At 74.3% G+C, this 16,784-nt stretch carries 9 protein-coding genes; 6 read left to right on the top strand and 3 right to left on the bottom strand.

Annotation, left to right across the window (positions count from 1 at the left end):
* Positions 1 to 20 precede the first annotated feature (20 nt).
* The 5 genes from ETD85_RS09835 (at position 21) to ETD85_RS09815 (ending at position 12,021) form a co-directional block, all read left to right on the top strand.
* On the top strand, positions 21 to 4,739 hold the full coding sequence (locus tag ETD85_RS09835) for a non-ribosomal peptide synthetase (protein ID WP_138689315.1): 4,719 nt from the start codon (positions 21 to 23) through the stop codon (positions 4,737 to 4,739).
* A 105-nt stretch (positions 4,740 to 4,844) separates the two neighbouring features.
* Positions 4,845 to 10,202: a non-ribosomal peptide synthetase/MFS transporter gene (locus ETD85_RS09830; protein ID WP_240779060.1), complete on the top strand. Its 5,358-nt coding sequence runs from the start codon at positions 4,845 to 4,847 to the stop codon at positions 10,200 to 10,202.
* Entirely contained in the window at positions 10,203 to 10,412 is a 210-nt protein-coding gene (locus ETD85_RS09825; RefSeq protein ID WP_138689313.1) for an MbtH family protein, read from the top strand.
* The gene (locus ETD85_RS63015) at positions 10,412 to 10,687 is read left to right on the top strand and encodes a phosphopantetheine-binding protein (protein ID WP_338087132.1); all 276 of its coding nucleotides are present in this window, start codon (positions 10,412 to 10,414) and stop codon (positions 10,685 to 10,687) included. The genes ETD85_RS09825 and ETD85_RS63015 overlap by 1 nt, the downstream gene beginning before the upstream one ends.
* Positions 10,684 to 12,021, top strand: a complete 1,338-nt coding sequence (locus ETD85_RS09815; RefSeq protein ID WP_138689312.1) for a condensation domain-containing protein — start codon at positions 10,684 to 10,686, stop codon at positions 12,019 to 12,021. Before ETD85_RS63015 ends, ETD85_RS09815 begins: the two co-directional genes overlap by 4 nt.
* 49 nt (positions 12,022 to 12,070) lie before the next feature.
* On the opposite strand, the gene ETD85_RS09810 is transcribed toward ETD85_RS09815, so the two are convergent.
* Positions 12,071 to 12,547 carry a hypothetical protein gene (locus ETD85_RS09810; RefSeq protein WP_138689311.1) on the bottom strand — a complete coding sequence of 159 codons (477 nt, stop codon included), beginning with the start codon at positions 12,545 to 12,547 and terminating at the stop codon, positions 12,071 to 12,073.
* A 131-nt stretch (positions 12,548 to 12,678) separates the two neighbouring features.
* Between ETD85_RS09810 and ETD85_RS09805 the strand changes: the two genes are divergently transcribed.
* The gene (locus ETD85_RS09805; RefSeq protein ID WP_138689310.1) at positions 12,679 to 14,325 is read left to right on the top strand and encodes a RecQ family ATP-dependent DNA helicase; all 1,647 of its coding nucleotides are present in this window, start codon (positions 12,679 to 12,681) and stop codon (positions 14,323 to 14,325) included.
* A gap of 15 nt (positions 14,326 to 14,340) precedes the next feature.
* Here the strand turns inward: ETD85_RS09805 and ETD85_RS09800 are convergent, their stop codons facing one another.
* Both ETD85_RS09800 and ETD85_RS09795 read right to left on the bottom strand, forming a co-directional pair.
* Positions 14,341 to 15,795, bottom strand: coding sequence for a PucR family transcriptional regulator (locus ETD85_RS09800; protein WP_240779059.1), 1,455 nt, complete (start codon positions 15,793 to 15,795; stop codon positions 14,341 to 14,343).
* 22 nt (positions 15,796 to 15,817) lie between these two features.
* Positions 15,818 to 16,702 carry an SDR family oxidoreductase gene (locus tag ETD85_RS09795; protein WP_206058208.1) on the bottom strand — a complete coding sequence of 295 codons (885 nt, stop codon included), beginning with the start codon at positions 16,700 to 16,702 and terminating at the stop codon, positions 15,818 to 15,820.
* Between the last annotated feature and the right edge of the window lie 82 nt (positions 16,703 to 16,784).

Here is a 16,784-nt window from a genome sequence, read left to right as displayed (position 1 = left end):
TATCGTCGGCAGCGTCAGATGTGTATAAGAGAAAGGGCCCGGTCCTGCTGGTGGACGGCCCCCTGCCCCCCAGCACGGACCGGGATCCGGAGCAGGGGGCGGAGGTGGTGCTGCCGGCACCGCCTGCGCCCGACGAGGTCGCTTACGTGATCTACACCTCCGGCTCGACGGGCCGCCCGAAGGGGGTCGAGGTGACCCATCGCAACCTGGCCAACCTGCTCATGGGGATGCGCGACCGGCTCGGGTCCGGGCCAGGCGACGTCTGGCTCGCCCTCACCTCACCCGCGTTCGACATCTTCGCTCTGGAGCTCTTCCTGCCGCTGGTCACCGGTGGCCGGGTGGTCGTCGCCCCCCACGGCGCCGTACGGAGACCCGAGGCCCTGGCTCGGCTGGTCACGGAGCAGGGCGTGACGCACGTGCAAGCCACCCCGTCGGTGTGGCGGCTGCTGCTGCCGGGCGGCATCGGCGGCGTGACCGCGCTGGCGGGCGGCGAGGCCCTGCCCGCCCCGCTCGCGGCCGAGTTACGCGCGCGGTGCGCTCGCGTCGTCAACGTGTACGGCCCGACCGAGACGACGATCTGGAGCACGGCCGGCGAGGTCGGGGAGAGCGTCACCATCGGCCGTCCGCTCGCCAACACCCAGATCTACCTGCTCGACGCGTCGATGCGGCCGGTGCCGGTGGGCGTCGCGGGAGAGCTGTGCATCGGCGGAGCCGGCGTGGCGCGCGGCTATCGGGGCAGGCCGGGCCGTACGGCCGGGCAGTTCGTCCCGGATCCGTACGGACCTCCGGGAGCGCGGCTGTACCGCACCGGCGACCTGGCCCGCTACCGGACCGACGGCGAGATCGAGTTCCTCGGCCGCCGGGACGGGCAGGTCAAGCTGCTGGGCCACCGGGTCGAGCTCGGCGAGATCGAGTCCCGCCTGCTGGAGCATCCCCAGGTCGGCGCGGCCGCGGTGGCGGTCGAGGGCGATCAGCGCCTGGTGGCGTACGTCGTGCCCGTGCCGGGTGCGGCCCTCGACCCCGGCCCGCTGACCGGCCACCTCGCCAGGACCCTGCCGTCGGCGATGCTCCCGAGCGCGTACGTCCCGCTGGACGCCCTCCCCCTGACCCCCGTCGGCAAGCTCGACCGCGCGGCGCTGCCGAAACCGGTCTCCTCGGGACCGGCGACGGCCCACGCTCCGTCCAGCCCGTCCAGCGTGGCGGGCAAGGCGGCGGAGCCGGCCGAGCCGATCGAGGTGGCCGAGGTGGCCGAGGTGGTTCGGCGGGTCTGGCGGGAGGTGCTGGAGCTGGACGAGCTGGCCGAGATCGCCGCCGACGACGACCTGTTCGACCTGGGCGGCCACTCCCTCACCATCACCCAGATCACGGCCCGCATCAGGGACCGGCTCGGCATCGAGGTGTCGCTGGACGCGTTCTTCGACGACCCCACGATCGGCGGGGTCGTCGAGGAGATCGTCCGCCTCCGGGCGGAGCGCTCCACGACGGACGAAGGCGCGGCCGGTCCGGGGACCGCAGTGCCGTCGCGGCCGGCCGGGATGACCCCGCCGTTGTCGTTCGCGCAGGAACGGCTGTGGTTCCTGCAACGGTTCGACCCGGACGACGCCTCGTACAACATGTATCTCGTGCTGCGACTGCGCGGCGCGCTGGACACCGGAGCGCTCCTGCACGCCCTGGACGCCGTGGTGGCGCGGCACGAGAGCCTGCGCACGTCGTTCGACGACACCGACGGCCGGCCGGTCACGGTCATCCGCCCGCCGGGGCCCGTCCCCGTCGAGCGCATCGACCTGACCACCTCGGCCGACCCGGAGGAGCTGGCCAGGTGGCTCGTCGCGGACCGTACCAACGCGCCGTTCGACCTGGCGGCGGCCCCGCCGCTGCGGGTCAGCCTGCTCGGGCTCGGCCGCGACGACCACGTGCTGTGTTTCGTGCTGCACCACATCATCGCCGACGGCTCGTCGCTGAGCGTGCTGTTCGACGACCTGTTCGCCCTCTACCAGGCCCGGGTCGAGGGCCGCGAGCCCGCTCTCGTGCCGCTGCCCGTGCAGTACGGCGACGTCGCGCTGTGGCAGCGGGAGCGGGAGTCCGGCGCGGCGGGCGAGGAGTCGCTGGCGTACTGGCGCAGGCAGCTCGCCGAGCCGCCCATGCCCGCGCTGCCCGCCGACAAGCCGGGAGCGCCCCGGCCCGAGGGCGCCTTCCACTCCTTCCAGATCCCGGAGGAGGTCGTCGCCCGCCTGGAACGGCTGGCGCAGGAGCACGGCGCGTCCCTGTTCATGGTGCTGGTCGCGGCGTACCAGGTGCTGCTGGCCCGGCACACCGGCCAGAGCGACGTCCTGGTCGGCACGCCGTGGGCGGCCCGCGACCGCGTGGAGCTGGAGCCGGTCATCGGCTACCTCACCGACACTCTGGTCCTGCGCGGCGACCTCGCGGGCGATCCGGCCTTCCGCGACCTGCTCGGCGTCACCCGCCGCACGGTGCTGGACGCGCACGCGCACCGCACCGTGCCGTTCGAACGGCTCATCGGCGAGCTGGGCGTGCCGCGCGACCTGCACCGCAATCCGCTGCTGGCCACCATGATCATCCTGCACAGCCAGGCCGGCGACGGCACCCCTCCGGAGCGGATCGGCGAGCTGGGAGTGCAGCTGTTCGACGGCGGGTACCGGCAGGCCAAGTTCGACCTGGCCTTGGAGACGTGGCGCAACGGGCAGGGGCTGCTGGCTGTCTTCGGTTACGACGCCACCCTCTTCCACACGGCCACCGTCGAAGGGCTGGCGGAGCGGTTCGCCATGCTGCTGCGGGGGATCGCGGACGCCCCCGGCACGCGGATCTCCCGGCTGCCGATGCTGACCGGGGACGATCTGGCCGCCGTGCGCGACCTCACCGCCGATACCGTCGAGGCGGGCGGCGCTGCCAGGACGGACGGCGTCCGCGGGTTGGACGGTGGCGGCGAGACCGTGCCCGCGCTCTTCGAGCGGGCGGTGGCCGCCGCGCCGGACGCCACGGCGCTGGCGGCCGGCGACGAGCAGGTGAGCTACGCCGAGCTCGACGCCAGGGTCGCCCGGCTGGCGGCGGCGTTGCGGCGGCGTGGGGTCGCCGACGGGTGCGTGGTCGGCGTGTGCGCGGCGCGGTCGGCCGAGGCGATCGTGGCGCTGCTCGCCGTGTGGCGGGCCGGAGGCGCGTACCTGCCGCTGGATCCGGACTACCCGGACGAACGGCTGGCCTTCCTGATCGCGGACAGCGGGGCGCGCCTGGTGGTGACCGACGCGGAGCACGCCAGGCGGCTGCCGCCCGAGACCGTCGTGCTCGTCCCGTCCGGCGAGTCGGGGAGCGGCGACCCCCGGTGGCTCGGCGGGTGGGCATCCGTGGCGCCGCATGACCCGGCGTACGTGATCTACACCTCCGGCTCGACGGGCCGGCCCAAGGGGGTGCTGGTCGAGCACGGGAGCCTGGCCCTGCGGGTGCGCTGGATGCGGCACGCGTACGGCATGCGGCCCGGCGACCGCGTCGTCCAGTTCGCCTCGCTCAGCTTCGACGCCCACGCCGAGGAGCTGTACCCGGCGTTGACGACCGGCGCCTCGGTGCTGCTGCTCCCCCAGGGCGCGGCGAGCCTGCCGGACGTGCTGCGTACCCCGGCCGGCCGGCTGGTCACCGTGCTGGACCTGCCGACCGCGTACTGGCACCGGCTCACCGAGTCGCTCGGCGACGTGAGCGGGCTCGATGCGCTGCGGCTGGTGATCATCGGCGGGGAGCAGGCGCACGCCGCGGCGGTGGCCAGGTGGCGGGCGCGGTTCGGGGACGACGTCACGCTGGTCAACACGTACGGGCCGACCGAGGCGACGATCATCGCCACGGCGGCCACCCTGGGCGCGGCCGACACCGCCCGCCGCCCGCCCATCGGCCGGCCGATCGACGGCACCACCGCCCACGTGCTCGGCCGCCACGGCGAGCCGGTGCCGCCCGGCTTCCCCGGAGAGCTGTGCCTGGGCGGGCCCGGCCTGGCACAGGGTTACCTGGGCCGCCCGGCGCTGACCGCCGACCGGTTCGTGCCCGATCCGCACGGCCCGCCGGGCGCCAGGCTGTACCGGACCGGGGACCGGGTGCGGCAGCGGCCCGGCGGCGACCTGGAGTTCCTGGGCCGCTTCGACAGCCAGGTGAAGGTGCGCGGCTTCCGCGTCGAGCCGGGCGAGGTGGAGTCGGCGCTGCTGGCGCATCCGGGCGTGCGCCAGGCGGCGGTGACGGCGGATCCGGACCGGCTGACGGCGTACGTGTCCGGCCCGGCCGAGCCCGCCGAGCTGCGCCGGTACCTGACCGCGACCCTGCCCGCGCACCTGGTGCCCACCGGATGGGTACGCCTGGACGCGCTGCCGCTCACGATCACCGGCAAGGTGGACCTCGCCGCGCTGCCCGCACCCGGGCCGGTGCCGGCCGCCGTCTTCGTACCGCCGGGCAGCGACGCCGAGGCGCTGGTGGCCGGGATCTGGGCTCAGGTGCTCGGCCTGGACGCCGGGCGCGTCGGCGCGCTCGACGACTTCTTCGCCCTCGGCGGGCACTCGCTGCTCGCGACCCGGGTGGCGGCCCTGCTGCGGAACTCCCTGGAGGTGGAGGTGCCGATCCGCACCGTCTTCGACCATCCGTCCGTGACCGGGCTGGCGGCCGCGGTCGAGAACCTGCTGATCGAGGAGCTGTCGAGCCTCTCCGACGCGGAGGCGGCTCACCTGCTGGACACGGAGGTCCCCCGTTGACCGACTCGGACGCCTTGACCGGCCCCGAGCGGCGCCGAGTCGCTGTCGGCCGCCAAGCAGGCGTTGCTGGCGCAGCGGCTGAAGCGCGGAGCGGGCACGGCACCGGTGGCGCGCCGGACCATTCCGGCCCGGCCCGCCGGCCAGCCGCCTCCGCTGTCGCATGCCCAGGAGCGCCTGTGGTTCCTGGAGCAGTTCGCCCCGGGCACCACCCAGCTCACCATCCCGCTCCGGCTGCGGCTGCGCGGCCCGCTCGACGTGGCAGCGCTGGCCGCCGCCTTCGACGCCGTCGTCGCCGGGCACGACGCGCTGCGCATGCGGTTCCCGGCGACCTCGGACGGGCTGCCGCGGATCGAGCTCCGCGAGCCGGGGGACGACGCCACGCTGCCGCTGACCGTCCGCGACGCGCCGGACGAGGCGGCGGCCAGGGCGCTGGCGGAGGAGTTCCTCGCGGTGCCGTTCGACCTGGCCGAAGGACCGCTCGCGCGGGCGCTGCTGGTCCGGCTGGCCGGCGACGACCACGTCCTGGTGATCGGGGTGCACCACATCGCCGCCGACGGCTGGTCGGCCGACCTGCTGATGCGCGAGGTCTTCACCCGCTACGACGGCGGCACGCCGCCGGCCCCCGAAGCCGGGTACGCCGACTACGCCGCCTGGCAGCGCGGCCGGGCACCGTCGCGGCGCGACCTGGAGTTCTGGCGGGACCGGCTGGCCGGGCTGGAGCCGCTGGACCTGCCGTCGGACCGGCCGCGCCCGGCCGAGCGCACCTACACCGGCGCGGCCCGCGCGTTCGCCCTGGCTTCCGACGTGGCCGCCGGGCTGGCGCGGCTGGGCCGCGAGCACCGGGCCACGCCGTACATGACGATGCTGGCCGCGTTCGCCGCGCTGCTCGGCCGGTACGCGGGCACCTCCGACGTCGCGGTGGGATCGCCGGTGGCCGGTCGCCAGGCGCCCGAGCTCGACGACGTCATCGGCTGCTTCGTGAACATGCTCACCATGCGGGTGGACCTGTCCGGCGACCCGACGTTCGCCGAGCTGCTCGACCGGGTGCGGGCCGTCGCCCTGGACGCCTTCGCCCACCAGGACCTGCCCTTCGAGCAGCTAGTCTCCGAGCTGGACCTGCCGCGCGACGTGTCCAGGTCCCCGCTGTTCGGCGTCATCCTCACGATGCAGACCTACGGCGGCGCCACCGTCCGGCCGCCGGCCGGGCTGAGCGTGGCGGACTTCCCCGTGGACGCCTGGGCCACCAGGTACGACCTGGAGCTCTACCTCGACGGCGACACGGGCGGGATGTTCGTCTACAACACCGACCTGTTCGACGCGGGCACGATCGAGCGGCTGGCCGGCCATCTGGGCGCCCTGCTGGAGCGGGTGGCGGCGCGGCCCGGTATGCGGCTGTCGGAGATCGACCTGCTCACCGAGGACGAGCGCCGCCTGGTCGTGACCACCTGGAACGACACCGCGACGCGGTACCCCGGGGCGGCCACCCTGCACGGCCGCGTCGAGGCCCAGGCGGCGCGCACGCCCGACGCGGTGGCGGTGCGCTTCGACGGGCGGTCTCTGTCGTACGGCGAGCTGGAGTCGCGGGCGAACCGCGTCGCGCAGACGCTGCGCGGGCTCGGCGTGAGCGCCGGGTCGGTGGTCGCGGTCTGCGCGGAGCGCTCGCTGGAGCTGCTGCCGGGCCTGCTGGGCGTGCTCAAGGCCGGTGCGGCCTACCTGCCGGTCGATCCCGATCACCCGGCCGAGCGGGTGGCGTTCATGCTGTCGGACGCCGCCCCGTCCGTGCTGCTCACCCAGCGCCGGATCCGTCCCGGGCTGCCGGAGACCTCCGCCGCCGTCCTCGACCTGGACGACCCGGACGCGTGGACCGGCGGCTCCGCACCCCTGCCGGACGTACGGCCGGACGACGTCGCCTACGTCATCTACACCTCGGGCTCCACCGGGCGGCCCAAGGGCGCGCCGAACACCCACGGCGGCATCGCCAACCGCCTCGACTGGATGCAGGAGCGCTTCCTGCTGACGGCGGGCGACGTGGTGGCGCAGAAGACGCCGCTGAGCTTCGACGTGTCGGTGTGGGAGCTGTTCTGGCCGCTGCGCTGCGGCGCGACGCTGGTGCTCGCGACGCCCGGCGGGCACAAGGACGCGGCGTACCTGCGCGAGCTGATCGTCTCCGAGGGCGTGACCACGGCTCATTTCGTGCCGTCGATGCTGGCGGTGTTCCTCGGTGCGGACGGCGCGTCGGACTGCCGCTCGCTGCGCAGGGTGATCTGCTCGGGCGAGGAGTTGCCGGCCGATCTGGCGCGGCGCTGCGTCGCGGCGCTGCCCGCCGCCGAGCTGCACAACCTGTACGGCCCCACCGAGGCCGCCGTCGACGTGTCGGCCTGGCACTGCCGTCCCGGCTCGCTCGCCACGGCGGCCAGGGTGCCGATCGGCACGCCGATCGCGAACACCTCCCTGTACGTCCTCGGCCCCGCCATGTCGCCGGCCCCGATCGGGGTCCCGGGCGAGCTGTTCATCGGCGGCGCCGGGCTGGCCCGCGGCTACCTCAACCGGCCCGCGCTCACCGCCGACCGGTTCGTCCCCGACCCGTTCGGCCCGCCCGGGTCCCGGCTGTACCGGACGGGCGACCTGGCCCGGTGGCGGCCCGACGGCGCACTGGAGTTCCTCGGCCGCCTGGACGCCCAGGTCAAGCTGCGCGGGCTGCGGATCGAGCCCGGCGAGATCGAGGCGGCGCTGCGCGCCCTGCCCGCCGTCGCGGACGCGGCCGTGGTCGTCCGCGAGGACCGCCCGGGTGACCCGCGCCTGGTCGCGTACCTCACCCCCGGTCCCGGCTCCGAGGAGGGCGCGGAGCTCGATCACGGCGCCGTACGGGCCGGGCTGAAGCGGACGCTGCCCGACTACATGGTGCCGGCTGCCTACGTCACGCTGGCCGCGCTGCCGCTCAACCCCAGCGGCAAGCTGGACCGCCGGGCGCTGCCCGCGCCGGTCGCCGGGCGGGACGCCGGGATCGAGCTCGTCGCGCCCGACACCCCGACGGAGCGGGCCCTCGCCGCGATCTGGGGCGAGCTCCTGGGCATCGAGACGATCGGCGTGCACGACGACTTCTTCGACCTGGGCGGGCATTCGCTGCTCGCCACCCAGGTGGTGGCCCGGCTGCGCAAGCGGACCGGGGCCGGGGTCAGCGTGATGGAGGTCTTCCAGCACCGCACCATCCGCGAGCTGGCGGCGCTCGCCGACACCCCCGCCGACCGGCGCGGCCCGCGCACGCTGCTGCACCGGCTGACCCCGTCACGCGGCCGGCCGCCGGTCATGAGCTACGTGTGCGTGCCCTACGGCGGCGGCAGCGCGGTCGTCTACCAGCCGCTCGCCGACACCCTGCCGGACGGGCACGCGCTGTGGTCGGTCGCGATCCCCGGCCACGACGTGGGCGTGGAAGAGGAGCCGCTGCCCTTCGACGAGCTCGCCGCCGGCTGCGTACGCGAGATCCTCGACCAGGTCACCGGCCCCGTCGTCCTGTACGGGCACTGCGGCGTCGGCTCGGCCCTGACCGTCGAGATCGCCCGCCGCCTGGAGGCCGCGGGGCGGGACCTCGCGGCCGTCTACATCGGCGGGATCTTCCCCTTCGCCCGGCCGCGCGGCCCGCTGCTGTCGCGCGTCGCCCGGCTCGCCGACGCCGAACGGCTGCGCGGCGACCAGCGTTACGTCAACTGGCTGATCTCGCTCGGCCTGGACATGGGCGAGATCGACCCCGTCCAGGCCCGCCGGATCGTCCGGAACATGCGCCGCGACTCGCGGGAGGCGGAGGGCTACTACACGCGCCTGTTCGAGACCGGCACCGAGCGGCTGCGGGCCCCGGTGATCAGCGTGGTGGGCACCGAGGACCCGGCGACGGACTACTACCAGGAGCGCTTCCGCGAATGGCACTTCCTGACCTCGGTGTCCGCCGTGGTCGTGCTCGCGGAGGCCGGGCACTTCTTCCTGAAATACCGGGCCGAGGAGCTGGCCGAGATCGTCACCACCACCCACGCCACGCTGGACGAGCCCGTACCTGACCGGGCGCCCGGCGCCACCTGGTGGCGGCACGACGTGTCCAGGGCCGAGGCACCGCCCGCGCCGGCCGGGGCGCAGCCGGGCATCCCGCGCTTCCTCGCCGTCGCCCTGAGCCAGCTCGTGTCCGTCACGGGGTCGGCGCTGACCGAGTTCGCCGTCCCGCTGTGGATCTACACCACGACGGGGTCGGTGGCGCAGTTCGCCCTGATGGCCGTGGTCGGCCTGGTACCCGGGCTGCTGACCGCGCCCGTCGCCGGGGCGATCATCGACCGGACGAGCCGGCGGCGGGTGATGCTGGCCGGGGACGTCGCGGCGTTCTCGATCCAGCTCGTGTTCGGCGTGCTGCTGTGGACCGGGCACCTGTCGGCGGGGCTGATCTACCCGTTGCTGGGCTGTCTCTCGGTCGCGCTCACCTTCCAGCGGATCGCGTACTTCTCCGCCGTGCCCCAGCTCGTCCCCAAGCTGTATCTCGGGCACGCCGCCGGGCTCATGCAGCTGGGCACGGGGACCGCGCAGCTCCTCGTGCCGATCTTCGCCGTCGGCCTGCTCGCGGGGATCGGGCTCGGCGGCATCCTCGCCCTGGACGTCGCCAGCTACGCGGTCGCGATCGTCGTGCTGCTGGTGGTGCGCTTCCCCCGCACCATGCCGTGGCGGCGCAGGGAGTCGATGAAGGCGGAGATCCTGGGCGGGCTGCGTTACTCGCTCGGCCATCGCGGCTTCGTCGGCATGCTGCTGTTCTTCGTCGTGCTGAACGTGTTCCTCGCCCCGCTGCTGCTGATGTTCTCGCCGCTGGTGCTCTCGTTCGCCGGGCTCGCCGACGTGGGCCGCGTCTCGTTCCTGGCCGGTGTCGGCACGTTCGCGGGAGCGCTCGTCATGATCGTCTGGGGTGGCCCGCGCCGCCTCCGGCTGCGCGGCGTGCTCCTGTGCGCCCTCGTCCTGGGCGGCTTCTGCCTGGTCACCGGGCTGCGCGCCGACCTCGCCGTGATCGCCGTGGGCGCGTGCGGCATGACGCTCTGGGTCACCGTGCTGAACGGGATCTACACCACGATCGTGCAGGTCAAGGTGCCGCAGCGCTTCCACGGCCGGGTGTTCGCCATGAACACGCTCATCGCCTGGTCCACGCTGCCCGTCGGGTTCGGCCTGGTCGCCCCGTACGCCGCCGCGCTGCTCGACCCGCTGCTGCTCGCGGACGGCCCGCTGGCCCCCACCGTCGGCGCGCTCATCGGCACCGGGCCCGGCCGGGGCATCGGGCTCATGTACGTGCTCTTCGGCCTCGCCATCGCGGCGATCGCGCTGATCGCGATGCGCGTCCCCGCGCTGGCCCGCTTCGACCGGGACGTGCCCGACGCGGTCGCGGACGACCTGGTCGGCGTACGGGCCCTGCGCGCCCAGACCCCTGCTGCCAAGGAGGCATAGATGGCGGAATCCGGACGACACCAGGTGGTCGTCAACGACGAGGAGCAGTACTCGGTGTGGCCGCTCGACCAGCGGCCCCCGGCCGGATGGCGGCCCGAGGGGTTCACCGGCGGGCGGGAGGAGTGCCTGAGCCACATCGACGAGGTGTGGACGGACATGCGGCCGCGCAGCGTGCGCCTGCGCCAGGACGCCGAGGGGGTCACGAGGTGATGGGAGACGCCGAGCGGCTGCGGCGGGTGCTGGCCGAGATGATCGCCGACGTGTCCGACGGCCGGGTCAGCGCCGAGGAGGCGCTCGCGGGCCGGCACTCGCTGTCGGCGCTCGGCCTCACCTCACTGGCGCGGATCCGGCTCATCGACCTGATCGAGGACACGTTCGACATCGACGTGGACCTGAACGGCGACCTGTCCTCGGCCGAGGAGATCGGCCCGCTCGCCGCCGCCGTCTCCGGCCTGCTCGCCGCCGGCCCCGGACGGTCGCGGTGAGCCCGGCGGCCGGCGAGATGGTGGCCGGCCAGGCGACGGTGGCGTTCAGCGGGGACCGGGAGGGGGTGGCGGCGCTGACCTGGGGGCAGCGGCTGATGTGGCGGGCCGTCCACCTCATGGGCGACAGCCAGTCCTTCCTCAACTGCCCGTGGGTGCTCCCGGTCTACGGCAGGCGCGATCTCGCCACGGTGCTGGGCGCGCTGCGCGTCCTGCTCGAACGGCACGAGAGCCTGCGCACCACCTTCGCCGCCACGCCGGACGGCCCGGTGCAGCGGGTGGCGCGCGGCGGCGAGCTGGCCGTGACGGTGGTGGAGGCGGGCGAGGATCGGGCGTTGCCGGCCGCCGACCGGATCGCCGGCGAGCTGGCCAGGACGGTCTTCGACCACGGGCACGACCTGCCGCTGCGCTGCACCGTCGTGACCAAGGACGGCCGGCCGCGGGCACTGGCGTTCTCCTTCTCCCATCTGGCCGTGGACTTCCAGGCGCTCGGCCTGATCTCCGCGGAGTGGCGCGGGCTGCTCAGGGGCGACGAGCTGCCGCCGCCCGGCTGGCAGCCGCTGGACCAGGCGGAGCTGGAGCGCGAGGAGTCGTTCCAGGCCCGATCGTCCAGGTCGATCAGGTACTGGCGCTCGGTGCTCGAAGAGGTGCCGCTGGAGGTGTTCGACCATCCGCCGGGCGAGGCGGAGGACCCGCGCTTCATCGAGGTCGGCATGGAGTCGGTTGCGCTCGCCGTCGCGGCCGAGCGGCTGGCCGCGCGGTGGGCGGTCAGCACCACGAGCGTGCTGCTCGCCGCCTGCGCCGTCGTGCTGGCCGGGGTGAGCGGCCGGAGCCGGGCGGTCATGCAGCTCGTGCACAGCAACCGGCGCGATCCGCGTACCAGGGGCATGGTCGGGACTGTGGGGCAGGACGGCCTGTTCGTGCTCGACGTGAGCCCCGGCGACTTCGCCGCGACGTGCCTGAACGCCCACCGCAACGCCCTCGCGGCCTACCGCAACGCGCACTACGACCCCTTCGAGATGCAGGCCATGCGGGAGGAGGTCGGCCGCCGCCGCGGCAGGGAGCCGGACCTGGACGCGTTCTTCAACGACCGGCGGGCCGCCATCGGCTGGCCGGCCCTGCCCCGCTCCGCGGACCTCGCCGCCCTCACCGAGCGGACCAGGACGTACGTCACGGACGCCTGGCCGGGCGTGCGGTTCAAGGTGTTCTTCACCGTGGGCACGGCCACCGACACCGGAGCGCTCAGCCTCATCGTGGACACCGCCTACCTCCGGCGCGACACGGCGCGGGCGATGCTGCTCGGCGTCGAGGAGCTGCTGGTCGGCAGCGGCGTCTGAACGGTCAGGCGAGGAGCGGTCAGGCGAAGAGCGGTCAAGCGAAGAGCGGTCAAGCGAAGAACTGTGCCAGCCTGAAGCGCCGCACCACGATCGGCACCGTGCACCGGCTGATCACCTTGATCTTGCGGATGCGGGTCTTCTTGTTCATGGTGACCAGCACGCACTTCATGTGGACCTGGTGATGGCCGGGCAGCGCGTAATAGGAGATCGAGACGGTGCGGCGGGCCAGGCCCCGATCGGACAGCGACTCGCCCACCTCGCGATACAGCCGGGTCGAGCCCATGAGGTTGAACGCGGTGGAGCCGATGATCACATGGTTCGCGGTCGTGGGGCAGTGGATGAAGAGCCGGACGTCGTTGTTCTGCCGGGGCCGATCGGGCAGGATCCTCAGAGAGGTGACCTTCTTCCACTCGTCAGGGCTGGGACCGCTCGCGGTAGTCCGGACGGCCGTGGCCGCCGCCGGAGCGCTCAGTCCCACGACGAGCGCGGCCACCATGCCGATCCCCATACCCATGACGGGACGCACGCGTTCCTCCTATTGGACAGACGATCTCATTATGACGATCACGTCTCACATCTCCCTGCGCCACGCCGACGGGCGCATGGGCGGGGCGAAGGTGGGTAATGTGCGCCCACCGGGCGAAGGACGGGGTGCACATGGGATTACGGACCACGCTGAAGGGCCGATTCGGCCAGCGGGGACGGCGGTTGCGGGCCACGGCGAAGCACCGCTTCGGCTGGCAACGGCTCAGGTCCGGGCAGCAGGAGGCGATGGAGCACCTGCTCGGCGGGCGCGACGTGCTGCTCGTCATGCCGACGGGCGGCGGCAAGTCGGCGGTCTACCAGGTGCCCGCGCAGCTGCTCGACGGGCCCACGATCGTCGTCTCGCCGCTCATCGCGCTCCAGCGTGACCAGGTGACCGGCCTGCTCAAGGCGGACGCGGGCGGCGCCGTGGCGGTGAACTCGACCTCCTCCGTCGCGGCCGGCCTGGAACAGGTGACGGCCGGGGAGGCGGAGTTCGTGTTCCTGTCACCCGAACAGCTCGCCAAGCCCGACGTCGTCGAGAAGCTCGCGCAGGCCCGGCCCTCGCTGATCGCGATCGACGAGGCCCACTGCGTCTCCTCGTGGGGGCACGACTTCCGCCCCGACTACCAGCGGCTCGGCAAGGTCATCAAGCGGCTCGGGCACCCGCCGGTGGTGGCGATGACCGCCACCGCGGCGCCGAACGTGCGCGAGGAGATCGTCCGCTCGCTCGGGCTGATCGATCCGGTGGAGATCGTCAGGGGCTTCGACCGGCCGAACATCGCGCTGGAGGTCCGGCGGTTCGTCCGCGAGGAGGACAAGAGCCAGGCCCTGATCGAGGACGCCGCCACCCGCGACGGGCTCGGCCTGGTGTACGTCGCCACCCGCAAGGAGACCGAGGAGTACGCGGCGGCGCTGGCCGCACGGGGACGCCGGGCCGAGGCGTACCACGCGGGCCTGCGCAACGCGGAGCGGACCCGCGTACAGGAGCTGTTCACCGCGGGTGACGTGGACACGGTCGTGGCGACGTCGGCGTTCGGGATGGGCATCGACCGGCCCGACGTGCGCTACGTGCTGCACGCCCAGCCGCCGGAGTCGCCCGACGCGTACTACCAGGAGATCGGCCGGGCGGGCCGGGACGGCGCGCCCGCCACGGCCGTGCTGTTCTACCGGCAGGAGGATCTGGGCCTGCGCCGCTTCTTCGCCGGCGGGCGGGCCGACGGCGAGGCGCTGCTGCGCGTGGCCACGCTGGTCAAGGAGCACGCCGGCACGGTCCCGGCGGGCGAGCTGGCCGCGCTGCTCAAGGTACGTCCCTCGCATCTCACTAGGCTCGTCAACCTGCTGGAGCAGGCGGGCGCGCTCACCGTCACCGACACCGGCGACCTGCGCTACACCTCCCGCAAGCTCACGCCGGAGCGGGCGGCCGCGCGGGCGGTGGAGCTGGACGAGTCGCGCCACCGCGTGGACGACTCGCGGATCGACATGATGCGCGGCTACGCGGAGACCAGGGGGTGCCGCCGCCGGTTCCTGCTGGAGTATTTCGGCGAGCCGTACACCGGGACGTGCGGCTCGTGCGACACCTGTCTCGACGGCGGAGCGCCCGAGCCGGCGCCCGCTCCCCAGGAGGGGCCGTTCGCGGTGCAGGCGAAGGTGACGCACAAGATGTGGGGCCAGGGGACGGTGATGAGCCGCGAGCCGGACCGGATCACGGTGGTGTTCGACTCGGTCGGCTACAAGACCCTGTCGCTGGGCGCGGTCGAGGACGTGCTGCGCCCGCTGTGACGCCGGGCGGCCGGCTCAGTCCATGAGACCGAGCTGGCGACCGGCCCGCAGCGCCAGCCAGACCTCGGCGAACGCGGCCGTGGACGACAGGTCGCGGCCCGTCAGCTCGGCGAACCTGCGCAGCCGGTAGGCCAGCGTGTTGGGGTGGATGTGCAGCGCGGCCGCGGCGTCCTCGGTGCGCCGGTCGCGCTCCATCCAGGTCCGTACGGACGTCAGGAGCTGCGAGCCGTGCGCGGAGTCGTAGGCGAGCACGGGGCCGAGCACGTTCTCGACCAGCGCGGTGAGCGCCCACGGGTCGTCGGGCAGCCACCGGCCGGTGGTGTCGTCGCCGTAGTGGATCAGCGGCTGCCCCGACTCCGAGGCCGTCGAGGCCGCCCAGACCGCCTCCCGCTTGGGGATCTGCATGGACTCCCCCGGCGGGAAGGGCCGGCTCATGCCCGCCGCGACGCCCGGCAGCGCGGCGACCGCCGCCCCGAGGCCGGGCGCGCCGAGCACGTAGCGGTCGTCGCCCCTGCGCAGCATGAGGTGCGGCCGGTCGTCGAGCGCGCGGTGGATGGCGTCGTCCGGCACGTTCCTGATCACGAGGAGGACCAGCCCGGCGTCCGCGGGGAGGCCCATCCTGACCAGGCGCCGCCGGGCCGTGGCCGGGTCGAGGACGTCCTGGAGCAGCTCGGACAGGGTCTCGGCGCCCTGGCGGCGCAGCGTCTCGCGCTCGTGGCGGGCCCTGGAGACCTGGAGGGCGGCCACCGTGGCGATGTGCTGCGCCACGGCCAGCCCCGCGGGCCTGGCGCCCTGGCGCTCGAACGCGACGAGGTAGCCCGCGGGACCGCCGGGCGCGGGCACGGGCAGCACGAAGCCACCGGGAATGGTCGGCGGCGCGTCCGGCTCGGACGGGAGCACGGCCGGATCGGGCACGGGCACGCCGGGCAGCAGCGGCCTCCCCTGCGGGGTGCACAGGAAGACCTCGTAGCCGGACAGCCGTTCGAGGCGTTTGAACAGCGTCGCGCTGTCGAGGTCCTCGGCCGCCAGCCAGCGCAGCGCGCCGAACACCTGCAGCTGCGCGCCGAGCCGCTGGCTGGCGTCCTCCTGCACGGCCGCGGCCACCTCCTGGGCGATCGCGATGAACGGCACGGCCAGGGGCACTTCAAGCACGGGCATGCCCCGCTCCTCCGCGGCCTGGATGAAGGCGTCGTGCAGCGGCGGCACGTGCAGCTGCGCCGACAGGGCGAGTGCGGACACGCCCGCGTCGTCGAGCCGTTCGAGGTAGGCGCGCTGCCTGGCGGCCTGGCGGGGCACGGCGATGCCGGTCGTCATGATCACTTCCGCGCCGAGCAGCCAGGGCGTGGGGTCGTCGAGCTCGCTGACGTGCGCCCACGACACCGACCGGCCCAGCCCCGCCTCGCCGGCCAGCAGGCGCAGCTGGAGCGCGGGCGAGCGCAGCAGGTCTTCGACGGACACTTTTGTGGTCACCCACAAAGGATACGGCGTGTCTTCAGTGCTGCCCCGAGCCTGGTCGGCACGTCGCGCGGAGGTCCGGGCAGTACGGCCGGCACGGCGCTCCGCCGGGCCCCGGGCACGGGCACCCGCCGGGGACGTGCAGGGTCTCGCCGGCGCCGAGCGACGCGTCGTCCGAGCACAGCCACACCACGGCGGCGGCGACGCCCTCCGCGCTGCCGGACGGCCCGGCGGCCACGGCGTTCAGCCGGACTCCTGAGGCGGCGAAGTCCCCGGCCGCCGCGCGGGTCAGCTCGATCACCGCGGCCTGGGCGGCGGTGGCCTGCCCGGGGCCGCGCGGCCGGCCGGCGGGCGGAGCGCAGGCGGGCGAAGTGCAGGGCGCGGTGCAGGGCGCGGTGCAGGGCGCGGTGCAGGCGGGCGAGGTGCAGGCGGGCGAGGTGCAGGCGGGCGAGGTGCAGGCGGGCGAGGTGCAGGCGGGCGAGGTGCAGGCGGGTGACCCGCAGGCCGGTGATGCCAGGTTGACGACGCGGGTGCCGGGTCGCATGGCCGGGAGCTCGTACCGCATCGCCAGCGACACCCCGCCCGCCTGGGCGTCGTTGACCGCGGCGTCGAGCCGGCCGAAGGCGCCGAGCGTCTGCTCCACGAGCCGCCGCACCGACACCGCGCTGGACAGGTCCGTCGGTACGGCCACCACGTGGCCGCCCGCCGCGCTGAGGCCGGCGGCCAGCGCCTCCAGGGCCGGGCCGCCGCGGGCGGCGAGGACCACGCTCGCCCCGGCCCGGCTCAGCGCGCAGGTCGCCGCGGCACCCCCGTCCCGGCCCGCATGCGGGCCCGCGCTGGCGACGATGGCGATGCGGCCGGTCAACGATCCGCGCGTCATGGTGGCCTCGCCCTCGGGGTCTTCTCGGCGGTTCCCGGTCACCCGATCGACGCTAGGAGCCGCACCGCGCGGGCCGCATCAGTGAAGTCGCCGGTCTCGCCGGGAAAAGTGCTCGTTGTCATGG

Source organism: Nonomuraea zeae (genome assembly GCF_005889725.1).
Taxonomy (GTDB): Bacteria; Actinomycetota; Actinomycetes; order Streptosporangiales; family Streptosporangiaceae; genus Nonomuraea; species Nonomuraea zeae.
This window is presented reverse-complemented; position numbering and strand designations above follow the sequence as displayed.

Excerpts from the sequence above, each read along its gene's own strand:
- ETD85_RS09825 (WP_138689313.1), top strand. The coding sequence starts at position 10,203 with ATGGCGGAATCCGGACGACACCAGGTGGTCGTCAACGACGAGGAGCAG.
- ETD85_RS09805 (WP_138689310.1), top strand. The coding sequence starts at position 12,679 with ATGGGATTACGGACCACGCTGAAGGGCCGATTCGGCCAGCGGGGACGG.
- ETD85_RS63015 (WP_338087132.1), top strand. The coding sequence starts at position 10,412 with ATGGGAGACGCCGAGCGGCTGCGGCGGGTGCTGGCCGAGATGATCGCC.